This window comes from Actinokineospora sp. HUAS TT18, assembly GCF_051364635.1.
In the GTDB taxonomy this organism is placed as follows: domain Bacteria; phylum Actinomycetota; class Actinomycetes; order Mycobacteriales; family Pseudonocardiaceae; genus Actinokineospora.
Map to the genome: position 1 here is coordinate 3,730,007 of NZ_CP195645.1, position 14,037 is coordinate 3,744,043.

The window sequence follows — 14,037 nt, forward strand, 5'->3', positions numbered from 1 at the left end:
CGGTCGACCCTATCCTGGGGGATTGTCACGAATCAGCTGTAGTCGCGGAAACCCTTGCCGGTCTTGCGGCCCAGGCGGCCCGCGGTGACCAGGTGCTCCAGCAGCGGCGCCGGGGCGTAGCCCGCTTCGCGGAACTCGTTGTAGAGGGTGCGCTCGATGGCCAGCGAGACGTCGAGCCCGACGACGTCGAGCAGTTCGAACGGGCCCATCGGCAGGCCACAGCCGACCTTCATCGCGCTGTCGATGTCGTCGGCGCCCGCGTAGTGCGCCTCCAGCATCTTGATGGCGTCGTTGAGGTACGGGAACAGCAGCGCGTTGACGATGAAGCCCGCGCGGTCGCCGCAGTGCACCGGCACCTTGCCGACCTTCTCGCACAGCGCGTGCGCGGTGGCGATGACGTCGTCGGCGGTGGAGATGGTCTCCACGATCTCGACGAGCTTCATGATCGGCGCCGGGTTGAAGAAGTGCAGACCGACCACATCGGACGGACGCGAGGTGGCGGCGGCGCATTCGATGACCGGCAGCGACGACGTCGTGGTGGCCAGGATCGCGCCCGGCTTGACGACCTCGTCCAGCGCGACGAACACGGCCTGCTTGATGGCCAGTTCCTCGGCGACGGCCTCGATGACCAGGTCGCAGTCGGCGAGTTCCTCGAACTCCACCGCGGGGCCGATCCGGCCGATGATGGCGTCACGGTCCTCTTCGGACAGTTTGCCCTTGGCCACCTGGCGGTCGAGGGACTTGCGCACCTTGCCGACGGCGGCCTCGGCCTTGTCGGCGCTGCGCGCGCGCAGCACGACGTCGAATCCCTTGCGGGCGAACACCTCGGCGATGCCGGTGGCCATGGTTCCGGTGCCGACAACGCCGACCCGCTGGACGTCGCGGACCGACGCGCCCGTGTCACCGCCCGCGGCGGGGGTGTGGGCGTCGGCGACGACGTTGGGCGAGTCGGGGCCGTCGTAGGTGTAGAAGCCGCGGCCGGTCTTGCGGCCGAGCAGGCCCGCGGTGATCATCTGCTTGAGGATCGGCGCGGGCGCGTGCAGCCGGTTGCGCGACTGCGCGTACATCGTCTCGAGGATCTCGTAGGCGGTGTCGAGGCCGATCAGGTCGAGCAGCGCCAGCGGGCCCATCGGGTAGCCGCAGCCGTAGCGCATGGCGGCGTCGAGGTCCTCGCGCGTGGCGTACTTCGACTCGTACATCGACACGGCGTGGTTCAGGTAGCCGAAGAGCAGCGCGTTGGCGATGAAGCCCGCGCGGTCGCCCATGACGACGGGTTCCTTGCCGAGCTTCTCGGCGAAGGCCACCACATCGGCGACCACGTCGGGCTCGGTGACGACGGTGCGCACGACCTCGGTCAGCTTGAGGACCGGCGCCGGGTTGAAGAAGTGCAGGCCCACGACCTTGCCGGGGCGTGCCGTGTGGACACTGATCTCGGTGATCGACAGCGACGAGGTGTTGGAGGCGAGGATGGTCTCGGGGCCGACGATGCCGTCGAGCTCGCTGAAGACCCGCGCCTTGAGTTCGAGCGACTCGGGGATGGCCTCGATGACGAGGTCGGCACCCGCGAGGTCGGCCAGCGAGAGGCTGTAGGTGATGCGTCCGAGCAGCGCGTCGCGTTCGGCGTCGGTGAGCTTCTCCTTCGCCACGGCGCGGCTGGTGGAGTGCTCGATGTGCCCGCGGCCGCGTTCGACACCGGCGTCGTCTACCTCCACCGCGACGACCTGGACACCGGTCCGGGCCAGTACTTCGGCGATGCCCGCACCCATCGTGCCGAGTCCGACCACGCCGACGGTGGAGAATTCACGCGCCACAGCTACCTCCGCGGTGAGCAATACCGTTGCTACCTACCAGTAACATCGTGTGCTGATGATGCCACGCTCCTCGGCGAACGCCAGGTGAACTGCACCACTCTCACCCGGGTGAGGGTTCCTCGAAACCGCGTTTGGCCAGGTCATGGACCCGCCGCAGCGCTTCGGCGGCCTGCGGCCCGTCGGCCGAGACGCGCACGGTGTCACCACCCGACGCGCCCAACCCCATGAGGCCGAGCACGCTGCCCGCGTCGGTCGAGCGCCCACCGAAGGACACGGTCACCGTGGCATCCACATCGGACAGCGCACGCGCGAGAAGCCCCGCGGGCCGGGCGTGCAGCCCGATGTCGTTGGTGAGCAGCACGTCCACGCCGTCCCGAGGCACGGCGCCTTCGGGCTCCATGGCGGCGAGCGCACCCGCCGCCGCACCGAGCACCTCATCCAGCCCCGCGCCACCCTGCGCGGCCGCCGCCGCGGCGACCGCCCCTTCCACGAGCGGCGCGTCGACCACGACCGCTGACTCGGGATCCCCGAGCATCTCGACGGCGATGTCGGCGACCATTTTGGCGCTGCCGAGGTCATAGAGGACGACGACGCCCGCACCTTCCTGCGCGGTGTCGATGGCGGCGGCGACCGCGTCGAAGTCGGTACCGATGCCGCCGTCGACCCCGCCAGCCGCCGCGATGGTGACATCGGGGGCCATCTGGGCCGCCAGCTCGGCGACTCCTTCGGCCAAGCGGGCACTGTGGGAGACGATCACCAGTCCGACCTTCATGCCGCCACCTTCACCACTCCACTTCGGGCCTTCAGCAGGATGAATCGTTGGATTGTTCAACGAGCTCAGCCCGTCGAGTCCGCGAACGATCTCAGCAGCAGTGACGTCGACCGCGCACCCGGATCCAGGTGCCCGGCGCTGCGTTCGCCCAGGTACGAGGCTCGACCCTTGCGCGCGACCAGCGGCACGGTCGACTCGGCGCCGGATTCCGCGGCATCGGCCGCGGCCGACAGGACGGCGGCGACCGTGTCCCCCGACGCGGCGTCGGCGGCCGGGGACAGGGCGTCCACCATCGTCTTGTCGCCCACCTCCGCCTTTCCCCGCGCCACCACGCCCTCCAAGGCCGCCCGCAATGCCGCCGCGACCAGATCCGGAGTCAGGACCGCCGAGGTGCCCACCGCGGCGGACGCGCGCAGGAACGCCGTGCCGTACAGCGGCCCGGCGGCGCCGCCGACCTTCGAGATCAGCGTCGTCGCGACCAGCTTGAAGACGCCCGCCGGCGTGTCCGGCACCGCCGCGTCCAGGGCGGCGACCACGAAACCGAATCCCCGTTTCATGTTCTCCCCGTGGTCACCGTCCCCGATCGCCTGGTCGAGGCGCACCAGTTCGTCCCGGTGTTCGGTGATCACCGAGGCCGCCGCGCGCACCGCCGACGCGACCGCGGCCGCGTCGCACGCCATCACACTCCCCAGCGCAGGGCGGCCGTGTGTACCGGGGCGTCCCAGAGCGCGGTCAGCTCGTCATCGAGGCGCAACAGGGTCAGGCTGATGCCCTGCATCTCCAGGCTCGTGATGTACGGCCCCACCAGCCGCCGAGTCACCTCGATTCCCCGCGACGCCAGAGCAGCCTCCGCCAGGCCGTGGGCCAGGTACAGCTCCAGCAGCGGTGTCCCGCCCATCGAGTTCGTGAACAGCAGCACCCGGTCCCCCGAGCCGAACGGCAGGTCGGCCAGGATCGGGTCCAGCAGCCCCGCCACGATCCCGTCCGCGTTCTCCAGCGCCACCCGCCGACGGCCGGGTTCGCCGTGGATGCCGATGCCGACCTCCATCTCGTCGTCGGCCAGCTCGAAGCTCGGCGTCCCGACGTGCGGCACCGTCGGCGCCGTCAGGGCCATCCCCATAGACCGGACGTTGGCCACGACGGTCCGCGCGAGCCGTTCACAGGTGTCCAGGTCGGCGCCCGCTTCGGCGGCGGCGCCGACGATCTTCTCCAGCAGCACCGTCCCGCCGACGCCGCGTCGGCCTGCCGTCCACGTCGAGTCCTGCACGGCGACGTCGTCGTCGATCACCACGGTTCGCACGTCGATGCCGTCGGCGGCGGCCAGTTCGGCCGCGGTCTCGAAGTTCAGCACGTCACCGGTGTAGTTCTTGACTACCAGCAGCACCCCGGCACCCCCGCTGACCTGGGCGACGGCGGCCTGCACCTGGTCTGGCGTCGGCGAGGTGAACACCGCCCCGGGGCAGGCGGCGTCGAGCATTCCGCGGCCGACGAAGCCGCCGTGCAGGGGTTCGTGGCCCGAGCCGCCGCCGGACACCACCGCCACCTTGCCCGCCACCGGGGCGTCGAGCCTGGCCACGACGGCCGGGTCCTCGGTGATCCGCAGCAAATCAGGATGGGCCGCGGCCATGCCGCGTAGGGCATCGGCCACGATGGTCGCGGGGTCGTTGACGATCTTCTTCATCGCGCGCCTCCTCGTCGAGGGCGGGGGTCACTCCTGTTCCTACACCCGCCCGGTGCGCGACGAAAGCTGTCAGCCGGTGGGCAGCTTCGGGATCAGGGCCTTCGCGACCGCCTCGACCTTGGCGCAGGTGTCCTCGCCCGTCTGGGCGCTGTAGCGGCTGAACTCGATGCTGACGACCTCGGCCAGCTCCCGGTCCTCGGGGAACGGCGCGTGCGCCCACTCGAGCCTGCACCGGTCGCTGCCGGAGGACTTCTCGGCCTTCTTCTGCGCCTTGACCCCGCCGAGGTCGACCGGCGTGGTCTCCGCCGCGTCGGCGAGGTCGTCGGGGTTGGAGCCGATCTCGAAGCTGAGGTCGAACGACGCGCCGCTGAGGTTCCACGAGCAGGCGTGCAGCGTGGTCAGCCGGTTCTCCGCGCTCTCGCCGATGGTCGACTTGATCACCGACGGGTCGAGGATCTCGCACGGGTCCAGGTCGACCACGGTGCCCTTGGCGAGCTTGAGCGGCTGGGCGCCTTCACGCACCTGCTTGACCACGTTCTCCAGCATCTTGCGGCCGATCTCGCACAGGCCGCCCGACCCGCCCATCTGCAGGGTGATCGCCCGCTTCGGCGAACTCTCGGTGATCGCGTTGGTGAAGCAGGCGGTCTTGTCCTGCAGCTCCGACTCGGTCGCGGGCAGGCCGCCGATCTTGAACGTGCCCTCGGCGCTGGTGCCGGTGAGGATCTCGCCGACGGTGAGCGTGAAGTTCAGCTCCTTGCCGCTCTTGTCCTTCATGTAGTTCGAGCACTTGTCGTAGTCGCGCAGCCTGCTGTTGGCGGGCGTGCCGAACTCGGCGAGCGCGTCCTCGTTGAGCAGGCCGCACGGGTCGGCTCTGCGCAGGTTCTTCGACGCGAACGCCTCGTCGCCGGTCACACCGCCGCCGCCGTTGGTCGCGGTGGTCGGGTCGGTGGACCCGCCGCCGAGGTCGGCCGTGGCGGGCACGGTCGAACGCGGGAAGGTCTGCTTCGCCAGGTCCGTCCCGCAGCCAGCGAGCACCGTCACCAGGCACGCGACCGCGCCGACGGACCAGATCCGAGATCGCCTCACGGCGTGAACGGTAGCCAGTCCGCCGCGCCGGGATGTACGCAACCAGCGAAATCGCCCTACTCGGGGACCTCAAGGGGGCCGCAGCCGCACCCACGCGGCGAACAGCCCGCCGAGCGCGGTGTAGGCGAGCACGATCGCCAGCGCGAACAAGTTGACACCGGCGATGAGCACCTGCGCGGTGGCGAAACTCAGGCCGTTGACGAGGTGGGCGAATTTGCCGAACCTGCGCGGCATGAATTCAGGAACGCTGCACCGCGCAGTAAAGGGCATCATCACAAGGCCGAGGAAACCGCAGCCGGAATAGCGCCGGTCCAGTAATAGTGGACCGTCGGAATTCCGTATCGCGCGCCATTGGCGGTCATGCCGAAGATCTCGACCGCGCCGAGATTCGCCGAGATGAACGCCAGGCCGCTTCCGCCCCGCACGGTGAGCGCGGGGCGGAAGCGGGTGCTAGATCAGCTCCACCACTTGTGCCACAGATGGTTGTTCAAACCCTCCACGAACACGTCGATCCGGTTCGGCCCCCACGACACGGCCCCGGGCGAGCCGAGGAACACGCCGCCGAGCGTCTCCCAGCCCGACCACTTCGTTCCGTCCCACCACTTGTGCCACAGCGCGTTGTCCGCGCCCTTGGCGAACACGTCCAGCCGGTTCGCCGACCACGACGACACCGTCGGCCCGGCCGTGATGATCCCGCCCAAGCTCTCCCAGCCTGACCAGCTCGACCCGTTCCACCACTTGTGCCACAGCGCGTTGTCCATGCCCTCGACGAACACGTCGATCCGGTTCGGGCCCCACGAGACCGCGCCGGGGCTGTCGACGAACTTGCCGCCGAGGCTCTCCCAGCCCAGCCACCTCGATCCGTTCCACCACTTGTGCCACAGCGCGTTGTCCGTGCCCTTGGCGAACACGTCCAGCCGGTTGGCCGACCACGACGACACCGTCGGCCCGGCCGTGATCACCCCGCCCAGACTCTCCCAGACCGACCAGCTCGACCCGTTCCACCACTTGTGCCACAACGCGTTGTCCATGCCGCGGACGAAGACGTCGATCCGGTTCGGCCCCCACGACACCGCGGCCGGGTTGTCGATGAACTGGCCGCCAAGGCTCTCCCAGGCCGACCACTTGGTCCCGTCCCACCACTTGTGCCACAGCGCCGAGTCGGCGCCGCGGCCGAACACGTCGAGCCGGTTGTCCGACCAGGACGACACCACGGGGCCCGCGGTGATGACTCCACCCAAGTCCTCCCAGCCGGACCAGGCTGTCGCGGTTCTCTCGGTTCTCTCAGTTCCTGGATCGGCGTGCGCGACTCCGGAAAGGGCCAGCACCAGACCGAGGGCAGCCGCCATCAAGGACCTGATTGCACGAATTCGCATTTCTACCTCCGATGAGCGCGCTCTCATGAGACGCGCACTCGACGCTAACAGCCGGTGCGACATCGGACGCGTGAATGCGTTGCCCGGTGGGGTGACGGGGAATGTCACGCGGTGAATAGTGATTGCGGGGGCAATATCTCGAAAATCACGCCAAGCGTTCGACGAAATCGGCGAGCTGGGCGAGATTGCGGCACTCGACCATCTCGATGATCTCGGCGTAGGTGGGGGCCGCCGAGTCGCCGGTGCCCCAGCGGGCGGTCGGCTCCGGGTTGAGCCAGTGGGCGTGCCGGGCGCGGTCCGCGAGATCGGCGAGGACGGCGGTCTCCGGCGACAGGTAGTTCGCGCGGGCGTCGCCCAGGATGATCAGGGCGGTGTTGGGGCCGATGAGGGTCGGGTGTTTGGCGGCGAGGTCGACGAAGACCTTGCCGTAGTTGGTGCCGCCGCTGAGGAACCGGACGCCGTCGGCCTCCATGCGCGAGAGCGCGTCGCGGACGTCGTCGCTCGCGGCGAAGTAGCGGGTGACCTCGACCGGGGTGTCGACGAAGGCGAACGCGCGGACCCGGCTGAACTGCTCGCGCAGCGCGTACACCAGCAGCAGGGTGAACCGGGCGAACGACGACACCGACGAGCTGATGTCGCACAGCACCACCAGTTCCGGCTTGTGCGGGCGGCGCGGGCGGTGGCGGGTGCGGATCGGGACGCCGCCGGTGCCGAGGGAGAGCCGGATCGTGCGGCGGAAGTCGAGCAGGCCGCGCCGGCCGCGGCGCCTGCTCATCCGGGTGGCCAGGCGCCGGGCCAGCGGATACACCTCGCGGCGCAGGTTGGCCAGGTCGTCGGCGGTGGCGGCGAGGAAGTCGACGCGGTCGACGGTCGGGCGCACGACCCAGCGAGCGGTCTCCGGGACGCCCTTCTCCTCGGCGATGCGGCGCTGCGCGTCGGCTCGCATGGCGCCTTCGAAGCGCGCGAGCCGTTCGGTGAACCGGCGGCGGGTGTCGCGTTCGTCGATGGTGTCGGTCGGGGCGGCGGTGCGGATCAGGCCCGCCATCAGGGTGCGGGGCGTCAGCGTGTCGATGGCCGTGGCGGGCGACCAGCGGGCCGGGCCGTCGCCGGGGACGCGGCCGAACTCGGCGAGCGCGGCCATCGCCAGCCGGTCGAGGCCCGCGAGGTCGCCGTCGAAGACGAGTTCGGCCAGCCGCCGCCGGGTTTCCAGCACGCGCGGGGACCGGTCGACCCCGCCGGTGACCTCGACCTCGGTGCCGCTCGGCGGCGCGGGCCGGACGCCTTCCCCTGTGGTGCGCGGGAACCACAGGTCGAACACCGCGTCGAACGCCTGCCGGTGGGCCTGCCGCTTGACGACCGTGGCCGCGTAGGCCGCGCGCAGCGCCTCGCGCGAGCCGATGTCGATGGCCGCCATGGCGTGCGCGGCGTCGAGCCCTTCGGCGAGCGACACCGGCAGCCCGGCCTCGCGCAGTGCACCGAGGAACGCGACATGCCGCTCCACAATGGCCATGTCAGCCCCGCAGCCCGAGTTCCTTGGCCGCGCGCTCGTGATCGGAGTTGTGTTTGAGCAGCACGCCCAACGTGTCCGAGATCGTGCGTTCGTCCACTGTGGCCACTCCGAGCGCGACGAGCGTGCGCGCCCAGTCGATGGTCTCGGCGATCGACGGCGCCTTCTTCAGCTCCAGCCCGCGCAGCCCCGCGACGACCCCGACGAGCCGCTCGGCGAGCGTGTCGGCCAGCCCGGGCACGCGGCGCAGGACGATCTCGCGCTCCCGCTCGGGGGTGGGGTAGTCGACGTGCAGGTACAGGCAGCGGCGGCGCAGCGCCTCGGACAGCTCGCGGCTGGCGTTGGAGGTGAGCACGACGAACGGGCGGCGCGCGGCCTCGATCGTGCCCAGCTCGGGAATGGTGATCTGGAAGTCCGACAGCACCTCCAGCAGCAGCGCCTCGATCTCGACGTCGCCCTTGTCGGTCTCGTCGACCAGCAGGACGGTCGGCTCGTCGCGGCGGATCGCGGCCAGCAGGGGCCGCTCCAGCAGGAACTCGTCGGTGAAGATGTCGTCGTGGGCCTGCTCCCAGGTCTCCTGCGACCGACCGGCCTGGATGCGCAGCAGCTGCTTGGAGTAGTTCCACTCGTAGAGCGCGCGCGACTCATCCAGGCCCTCGTAGCACTGGAGCCGGACCAGGCCCGCGCCCGTGGCGGCGGCGACGGCCTTGGCCAGTTCGGTCTTGCCGACCCCGGCGGGCCCCTCGACCAGCAGCGGCTTGCCGAGCACCCCGGCGAGGAACACGGTGGTCGCGATGGCCTGGTCGGCGATGTAGCCGACCTCCGCGAGCCTGGCGGCGGCGTCGTCGGGGCTGGCGAAAGGCGGCATACCCGCAGCCTAGAACAGGCGGAACTCGTCGGACTCGATTCCGCGCAGGGCGTCATAGTCGAGGGTGACGCAGCGGATGCCGCGGTCCTCGGCCAAGACCCTCGCCTGCGGTTTGATGATCTGGGCGGCGAAGATGCCCTTGACGGGGGCCAGCAGCGGGTCGCGGTTCATCAGTTCCAGATACCGGGTCAGCTGCTCGACGCCGTCGATCTCGCCGCGGCGCTTGATCTCGACGGCGACCGACGAGCCGGTGTGGTCGCGACACAGGATGTCGACCGGGCCGATGGCGGTCATGTACTCGCGGCGGACCAGGGTCCAGCCCTCGCCGAGGGTGTGGATGTGCTCGGCCAAGAGTTCCTGCAGGTGGGCCTCGACGCCGTCCTTGACCAGGCCCGGCTCGGCACCCAGTTCGTGCGACGAGTCGTGCAGGATCTCCTCGATGGTGATGACGATCTTCTCGCCCGCCTTGTTCTGCACCGTCCAGACGCTGTCGTCCTCGGTGAGCCAGCAGGGCGGGGTCATCCAGTTCAGCGGCTTGTAGGCGCGGTCGTCGGAGTGGACCGACACCGACCCGTCGGCCTTCACCAGCAGCAGCCGGTTGGCCATGGGCAGGTGGGCGGTCAGCCGTCCGGCGTAGTCGACCTGGCAGCGAGCGATCACGAGGCGCACGGCCAGCAGGTTAGTCCGAAGGCCGGTATGCGGCAGGATCGACCCGTGGAGACACTCGGATCGGACCAGGTCTATGTGAACCCGTGGATGACCGTCCGCGAGGACAAGATCCGCCGCGCCGACGGCAGCGCGGGAATCTACGGGGTGATCGACAAACCGGACTACGCGCTGGTCATCCCCCTCGACGGCGACCGGCTGACGCTCGTCGAGCAGTTCCGCTATCCCCTCGGCGCCCGGCGCTGGGAGTTCCCCCAGGGCACCGCGCCGGACCGCGCCGACGTCGACCCGACCGTCCTCGCGGCGCGGGAGCTCGAAGAGGAGACCGGGCTGGTCGCCGCGGAGATCGTGCGGATCGGGTCGCTTGACTGCGCGCCGGGGATGTCGAGCCAGCGGGGGCACGTGTTCCTCGCGACCGGGCTGACCGAGGGGCCGCCGCGGCGCGAGCACGAGGAGCAGGACATGCGGTCGGCGTGGTTCAGCCGCGCCGAGTTCGAGCGGATGGTGCGCGACGGGGAGATCACCGACGCGCAGTCGATCGCCGCGTACGCGCTCCTGCTGTTGCGGTAGCCTGACCACGTTGCGCGTCAGACGTCAGACGTCCTACCAGAATGACAAGAGATCGCACTGCTGACGGGCGGGCCGATTTCGCTACCTCGATGAGGACAGCCGTTCGACGGCGTGAGCATCCGGACGCTGGTATTCACAAAGCAGGAACTCTTCGCTGGCAACGTTTTCGCGCTCGACCGGGCGATCGCATTGCTCCATCGGGGTTGACAGGCCCAGTGGTCTAGTCCATTTTGAGTGAGCCGGATCTCCCTGTACCCGGCCACTGGAGGCAGCCATGTCGCTCCCTGTCAAACGCGCGCTCGTCGCCCTGCTTTCGTCCGTCGCGGTCTGCTTCACGCTGATCGTCGCGTTCACCGGACCGGCGTCGGCGGCCAATCTGATCACCAACCCCGGCTTCGAGTCGGGCCTGAGCGGCTGGTCCTGCACCGGCGCGGCCGTGGCGGGCGGGGACACCCATTCCGGCACATCCGCGCTGGTGGGAACCCCTTCCGGGCAGGACAACGCCCGCTGCTCGCAGACCATCTCGGTCATTCCGAACACCCGCTACACCCTGTCCGCGTGGGTCAAGGGCGCCTACACCTACCTCGGCGCGACCGGCACCGGGACATCTGACGTCAGTTCTTGGACGCCGGTCTCGGGTTCGTGGGTGCAGCTGTCGACGGCGTTCACCTCCGGCGCGTCCACCCGGTCGGTGACGATCTACCTGCACGGCTGGTACGGCCAGCCCGCCTACCGCGCCGACGACGTGATCCTCGACGGCCCCGGCACGCCGCCGACGAGCACAACCACCGTTCCCACAACGACGACAACCACCACAACGACCACGACTGGGCCGACCACGACAACCACCACGACCACCCCGCCGCCGCCGACCGGCCTGCCCAAGCACGTCCTCACCGGCTATTGGCAGAACTTCTACAACGGCGCCAAGGCACTCACCCTCGCCCAGGTCCCGACGACCTACGACATCATCGCCGTCGCGTTCGCTGACGCGGTGCCCGGGACCAACGGCGCGGTCAGCTTCACCCTGGACTCCGGCCTGTCGAGCCAACTCGGCGGCTACACCGACGCGCAGTTCCGCGCCGACATCCGCACCGTCAAGGCTCGCGGCCAGAAGGTGATCATCTCCGTCGGCGGCGAGAAGGGCACGGTGTGGGTCGGCGACGCGGCGGCGTCGGAGGCGTTCTCCCGCACGGTCTCCGCGCTGATCGCCGACTACGGCTTCGACGGCGTCGACATCGACTTGGAGAACGGCATCAACGCCACGCACATGGGTTCGGCGCTGCGCCGCATCCACGCCGCGGGCGGCAAGGTGATCACGATGGCACCGCAGACGATCGACATGCAGTCCACCCAGGGCGGCTACTTCCAGCTCGCCTTGGCCGTCAAGGACATCCTGACGATCGTCAACCTGCAGTACTACAACTCCGGCACCATGAACGGCTGCGACGGCAACGTCCACAGCCAGGGCTCGGTCAACTTCCTGACCGCGCTCGCGTGCATCCAGCTGCAAGGCGGCCTGCGGGCTGACCAGGTCGGCCTCGGCCTGCCCGCGTCACCTTCCGGCGCGGGTGGCGGCTACCAGCCACCCGGCAACGTCAACAACGCGCTGAGCTGCCTGGCCAGGCGGACGAACTGCGGCAGCTTCGTCCCGTCCACCGCCTACCCGGACATCCGGGGAGCGATGACGTGGTCGATCAACTGGGACGCGTCGAACGGCTGGAACTTCGCCAACACGGTGGCGCCGCATCTCGACACGCTGCCGTAGCGGATCGGCGGCGTGCGCTCCCCCGGGCGCACGCCGCCGGTCAGCCGATCTTCCGCAGCTCGCCGATCCGCCTGGCCCACCGCACCACGAAGCGCAGGCCGTACCCGATCATCGTCAGCGACCCGACCGTCAGCGTGACGATCAGCATCGGGACGAGCAAACCGTTGTCCCATCGACCACGTGTCCTGCCGGCTGAGCACAATGTCCAGCGCGAGGAGCCCGATTCCCAGCACCGTCAACGCCACCGCCTGGCCGAGCCGCCTGCGGGCGATCACCCGCTGCTCGTCCAGCAGCGGCCCAGGCGCGGCGATCCGATCATGCGTCCGCGCGGCGGCGACGAACGGTCCGTGTCCGAAGAGGACGGTCCAGGCCGTCCCGGAGCCGGTGACCCAGACCTCGGAGGTCCGGGGCAGCGAGGCGGGCAGCGGCCTGCCGATCGTCGTGAGCCACATCGTCGGCTCGTCCAACTCCAGCGTGTCCCGGCGGCCGATCTTCCCGGTGGTCGCGCGGGCCCGCCGCCACTGGCCGACCCTGGCCAGTCTGCGCTGCCAGCACACCACGGTGACCACCCCGCCGGACACCAGAATGCCGCCGAAGGCGAAGGAAACCACCGCGACACCCATCTGCCAGTTCGCGGCGTTCAACTCGTCCGGGGTCCGCACGCGGGTGGGGTCGGCCGGGTCGTAGATGACCTCGACCAGCGTCCCGACACCGTAGTCGTCCAGCGAGTTGACGTTGATGCTCTCGACCCGCGACACCCCACCGATCGGCGTGAACCGCACGTCGATCGACGATGAGAGGATCTTGGTACCACCGTGCTCGTCGACTACCACCCCCTGCACCCGCGTACCCGTCGCGACCAAGTCGTCATCGGCGGCGTCCCCGATAAGCGCGACGACCAGCCAGACGGTCAGCAGCACCAGGCCGAGGACAACCCCGAGCACGCCGACCTTCCGGGCCGCCCGCATCGCTCCCACCGCCGCGGCGGGGTCGACGCGACCGGGGAACGCGGTGACGTCGTCCTGTCCTCTGAGGTAGGTGCGCAGGCGAACGCGTTTGAAGTCGGCTAAGTCCGCGACAGAGTCCAAAGCAACCCCCAGGTGTCTTTGTCCTTATATCGCGAGAGGCCCCGCCGCCATAACTAGTCGGGCCAGACCGGCGAACGCTTCTCAAGGAAGGCCGCCATGCCCTCCTTCGCGCCCGCCAGCTGTGAAGCCGCCGCCATGACCTCCAAAGCGACCGCGTACCCATCGGCTTCCGGCCGGTCCAACTGGGCGTAGATCGTCTGCTTGCCGATCGCGCGGCTGGCGTCGCTGCCGCGGGTGGCGCGGAAGAGCAGGTCGTCGACCGCCTTGTCCAAGTCGGATTCCGGGACCACGCGGTTGACCAGGCCCCAGGACTCCGCCGTCCGGGCGTCGATGATGTCGCCGGTCAAAGCCATCTCCAGCAAACGTTTGCGGCCGACGGAGCGGGCCACCGGCACCGCAGGCGTGTGGCAGAACCAGCCGCCTTTGCCGCCGGGGAGGGCGAAGCCCGCGGACTCGGCGGCGACGGCCAGGTCGCACGTCGCGACGAGTTGGCAGCCCGCGGCGGTGGCCAGGCCGTGGACGCGGGCGATGACGATCTGGGGCACCGACTGGATCGTGCGCATCAGGTCGGTGCACAGCGAAAGCAGCGAACGCACGCCCGCGAGGTCGCGGGCGGCGACGTCGGCGAAGTCGTGGCCCGCGGAGAACACCGGGCCGTTACCCGCGAGTACGACGCCGGTCGCGTCGGACTCGCCCGCGGCGCGGAAGGCGCTCAGCAGTTCGGCGAGGTGGTCGTAGGACAGGGAGTTGCGGCGGGCGGGCCGGTTCATCGTGATCCGGACGACGCGGTCGGCGCGCTCGACGGTGATGTGCTCGTAATCGGCCATGGCCCGACCGTACCCGC

The 14,037-nt window shown here is 69.8% G+C and carries 13 protein-coding genes and 1 pseudogene; 2 read left to right on the forward strand and 12 right to left on the reverse strand.

The features are described from left to right. Window positions 1-32: 32 nt before the first annotated feature. From ACSHT8_RS16650 to nucS, 10 genes and pseudogenes are all read right to left on the reverse strand, one after another. Window positions 33-1,811, reverse strand: a complete 1,779-nt coding sequence (locus ACSHT8_RS16650) for a 3-hydroxyacyl-CoA dehydrogenase family protein (protein ID WP_436501933.1) — start codon at window positions 1,809-1,811, stop codon at window positions 33-35. Window positions 1,812-1,911: 100 nt separating this feature from the next. Further along, window positions 1,912-2,583: a dihydroxyacetone kinase phosphoryl donor subunit DhaM gene (dhaM, locus tag ACSHT8_RS16655; RefSeq protein ID WP_436501934.1), complete on the reverse strand. Its 672-nt coding sequence runs from the start codon at window positions 2,581-2,583 to the stop codon at window positions 1,912-1,914. A 65-nt stretch (window positions 2,584-2,648) separates the two neighbouring features. Next, on the reverse strand, window positions 2,649-3,263 hold the full coding sequence (gene dhaL, locus ACSHT8_RS16660; RefSeq protein WP_436501935.1) for a dihydroxyacetone kinase subunit DhaL: 615 nt from the start codon (window positions 3,261-3,263) through the stop codon (window positions 2,649-2,651). Next, window positions 3,263-4,264, reverse strand: coding sequence for a dihydroxyacetone kinase subunit DhaK (gene dhaK, locus ACSHT8_RS16665; RefSeq protein ID WP_436501936.1), 1,002 nt, complete (start codon window positions 4,262-4,264; stop codon window positions 3,263-3,265). Before dhaK ends, dhaL begins: the two co-directional genes overlap by 1 nt. Window positions 4,265-4,333: 69 nt before the next feature. Beyond that, window positions 4,334-5,350 (reverse strand): hypothetical protein, encoded by a 1,017-nt coding sequence (locus ACSHT8_RS16670; RefSeq protein WP_436501937.1) that lies wholly within the window; start codon window positions 5,348-5,350, stop codon window positions 4,334-4,336. Window positions 5,351-5,443: 93 nt separating this feature from the next. After that, window positions 5,444-5,763 (reverse strand): annotated as a pseudogene (locus tag ACSHT8_RS16675) (Na+/galactose cotransporter); the annotation flags it as partial. A 42-nt stretch (window positions 5,764-5,805) separates the two neighbouring features. Further along, complete coding sequence (locus ACSHT8_RS16680; RefSeq protein ID WP_436501938.1) at window positions 5,806-6,591, reverse strand: carbohydrate-binding protein; 786 nt, start codon at window positions 6,589-6,591, stop codon at window positions 5,806-5,808. A 280-nt stretch (window positions 6,592-6,871) separates the two neighbouring features. Then, on the reverse strand, window positions 6,872-8,236 hold the full coding sequence (locus ACSHT8_RS16685) for a VWA domain-containing protein (RefSeq protein WP_436501939.1): 1,365 nt from the start codon (window positions 8,234-8,236) through the stop codon (window positions 6,872-6,874). Between the two features lies 1 nt (window position 8,237). Then, window positions 8,238-9,101 (reverse strand): AAA family ATPase, encoded by an 864-nt coding sequence (locus tag ACSHT8_RS16690; protein ID WP_436501940.1) that lies wholly within the window; start codon window positions 9,099-9,101, stop codon window positions 8,238-8,240. A gap of 9 nt (window positions 9,102-9,110) precedes the next feature. Then, window positions 9,111-9,770, reverse strand: a complete 660-nt coding sequence (gene nucS, locus ACSHT8_RS16695; RefSeq protein WP_436501941.1) for an endonuclease NucS — start codon at window positions 9,768-9,770, stop codon at window positions 9,111-9,113. Between the two features lie 45 nt (window positions 9,771-9,815). Between nucS and ACSHT8_RS16700 the strand changes: the two genes are divergently transcribed. Together ACSHT8_RS16700 and ACSHT8_RS16705 are read left to right on the forward strand one after the other, a co-directional pair. Further along, a complete protein-coding gene (locus ACSHT8_RS16700; protein WP_436501942.1) occupies window positions 9,816-10,337 on the forward strand; it encodes an NUDIX domain-containing protein in 522 nt (173 codons plus the stop codon). A 274-nt stretch (window positions 10,338-10,611) separates the two neighbouring features. Next, window positions 10,612-12,105 carry a chitinase gene (locus ACSHT8_RS16705; protein ID WP_436501943.1) on the forward strand — a complete coding sequence of 498 codons (1,494 nt, stop codon included), beginning with the start codon at window positions 10,612-10,614 and terminating at the stop codon, window positions 12,103-12,105. On the opposite strand, the gene ACSHT8_RS16710 is transcribed toward ACSHT8_RS16705, so the two are convergent. After that, the gene (locus ACSHT8_RS16710) at window positions 12,000-13,193 is read right to left on the reverse strand and encodes a DUF3592 domain-containing protein (protein WP_436501944.1); all 1,194 of its coding nucleotides are present in this window, start codon (window positions 13,191-13,193) and stop codon (window positions 12,000-12,002) included. The genes ACSHT8_RS16705 and ACSHT8_RS16710 overlap by 106 nt on opposite strands. 53 nt (window positions 13,194-13,246) lie before the next feature. Beyond that, window positions 13,247-14,020, reverse strand: a complete 774-nt coding sequence (locus tag ACSHT8_RS16715) for an enoyl-CoA hydratase-related protein (protein WP_436491730.1) — start codon at window positions 14,018-14,020, stop codon at window positions 13,247-13,249. Between the last annotated feature and the right edge of the window lie 17 nt (window positions 14,021-14,037).

Coding starts and splice junctions, on each gene's coding strand:
- ACSHT8_RS16705 (WP_436501943.1), top strand. CDS start 10,612: ATGTCGCTCCCTGTCAAACGCGCGCTCGTCGCCCTGCTTTCGTCCGTC.
- ACSHT8_RS16690 (WP_436501940.1), bottom strand. CDS start 9,101: ATGCCGCCTTTCGCCAGCCCCGACGACGCCGCCGCCAGGCTCGCGGAG.
- dhaM (WP_436501934.1), bottom strand. CDS start 2,583: ATGAAGGTCGGACTGGTGATCGTCTCCCACAGTGCCCGCTTGGCCGAA.
- dhaK (WP_436501936.1), bottom strand. CDS start 4,264: ATGAAGAAGATCGTCAACGACCCCGCGACCATCGTGGCCGATGCCCTA.
- dhaL (WP_436501935.1), bottom strand. CDS start 3,263: ATGGCGTGCGACGCGGCCGCGGTCGCGTCGGCGGTGCGCGCGGCGGCC.
- ACSHT8_RS16715 (WP_436491730.1), bottom strand. CDS start 14,020: ATGGCCGATTACGAGCACATCACCGTCGAGCGCGCCGACCGCGTCGTC.
- ACSHT8_RS16685 (WP_436501939.1), bottom strand. CDS start 8,236: ATGGCCATTGTGGAGCGGCATGTCGCGTTCCTCGGTGCACTGCGCGAG.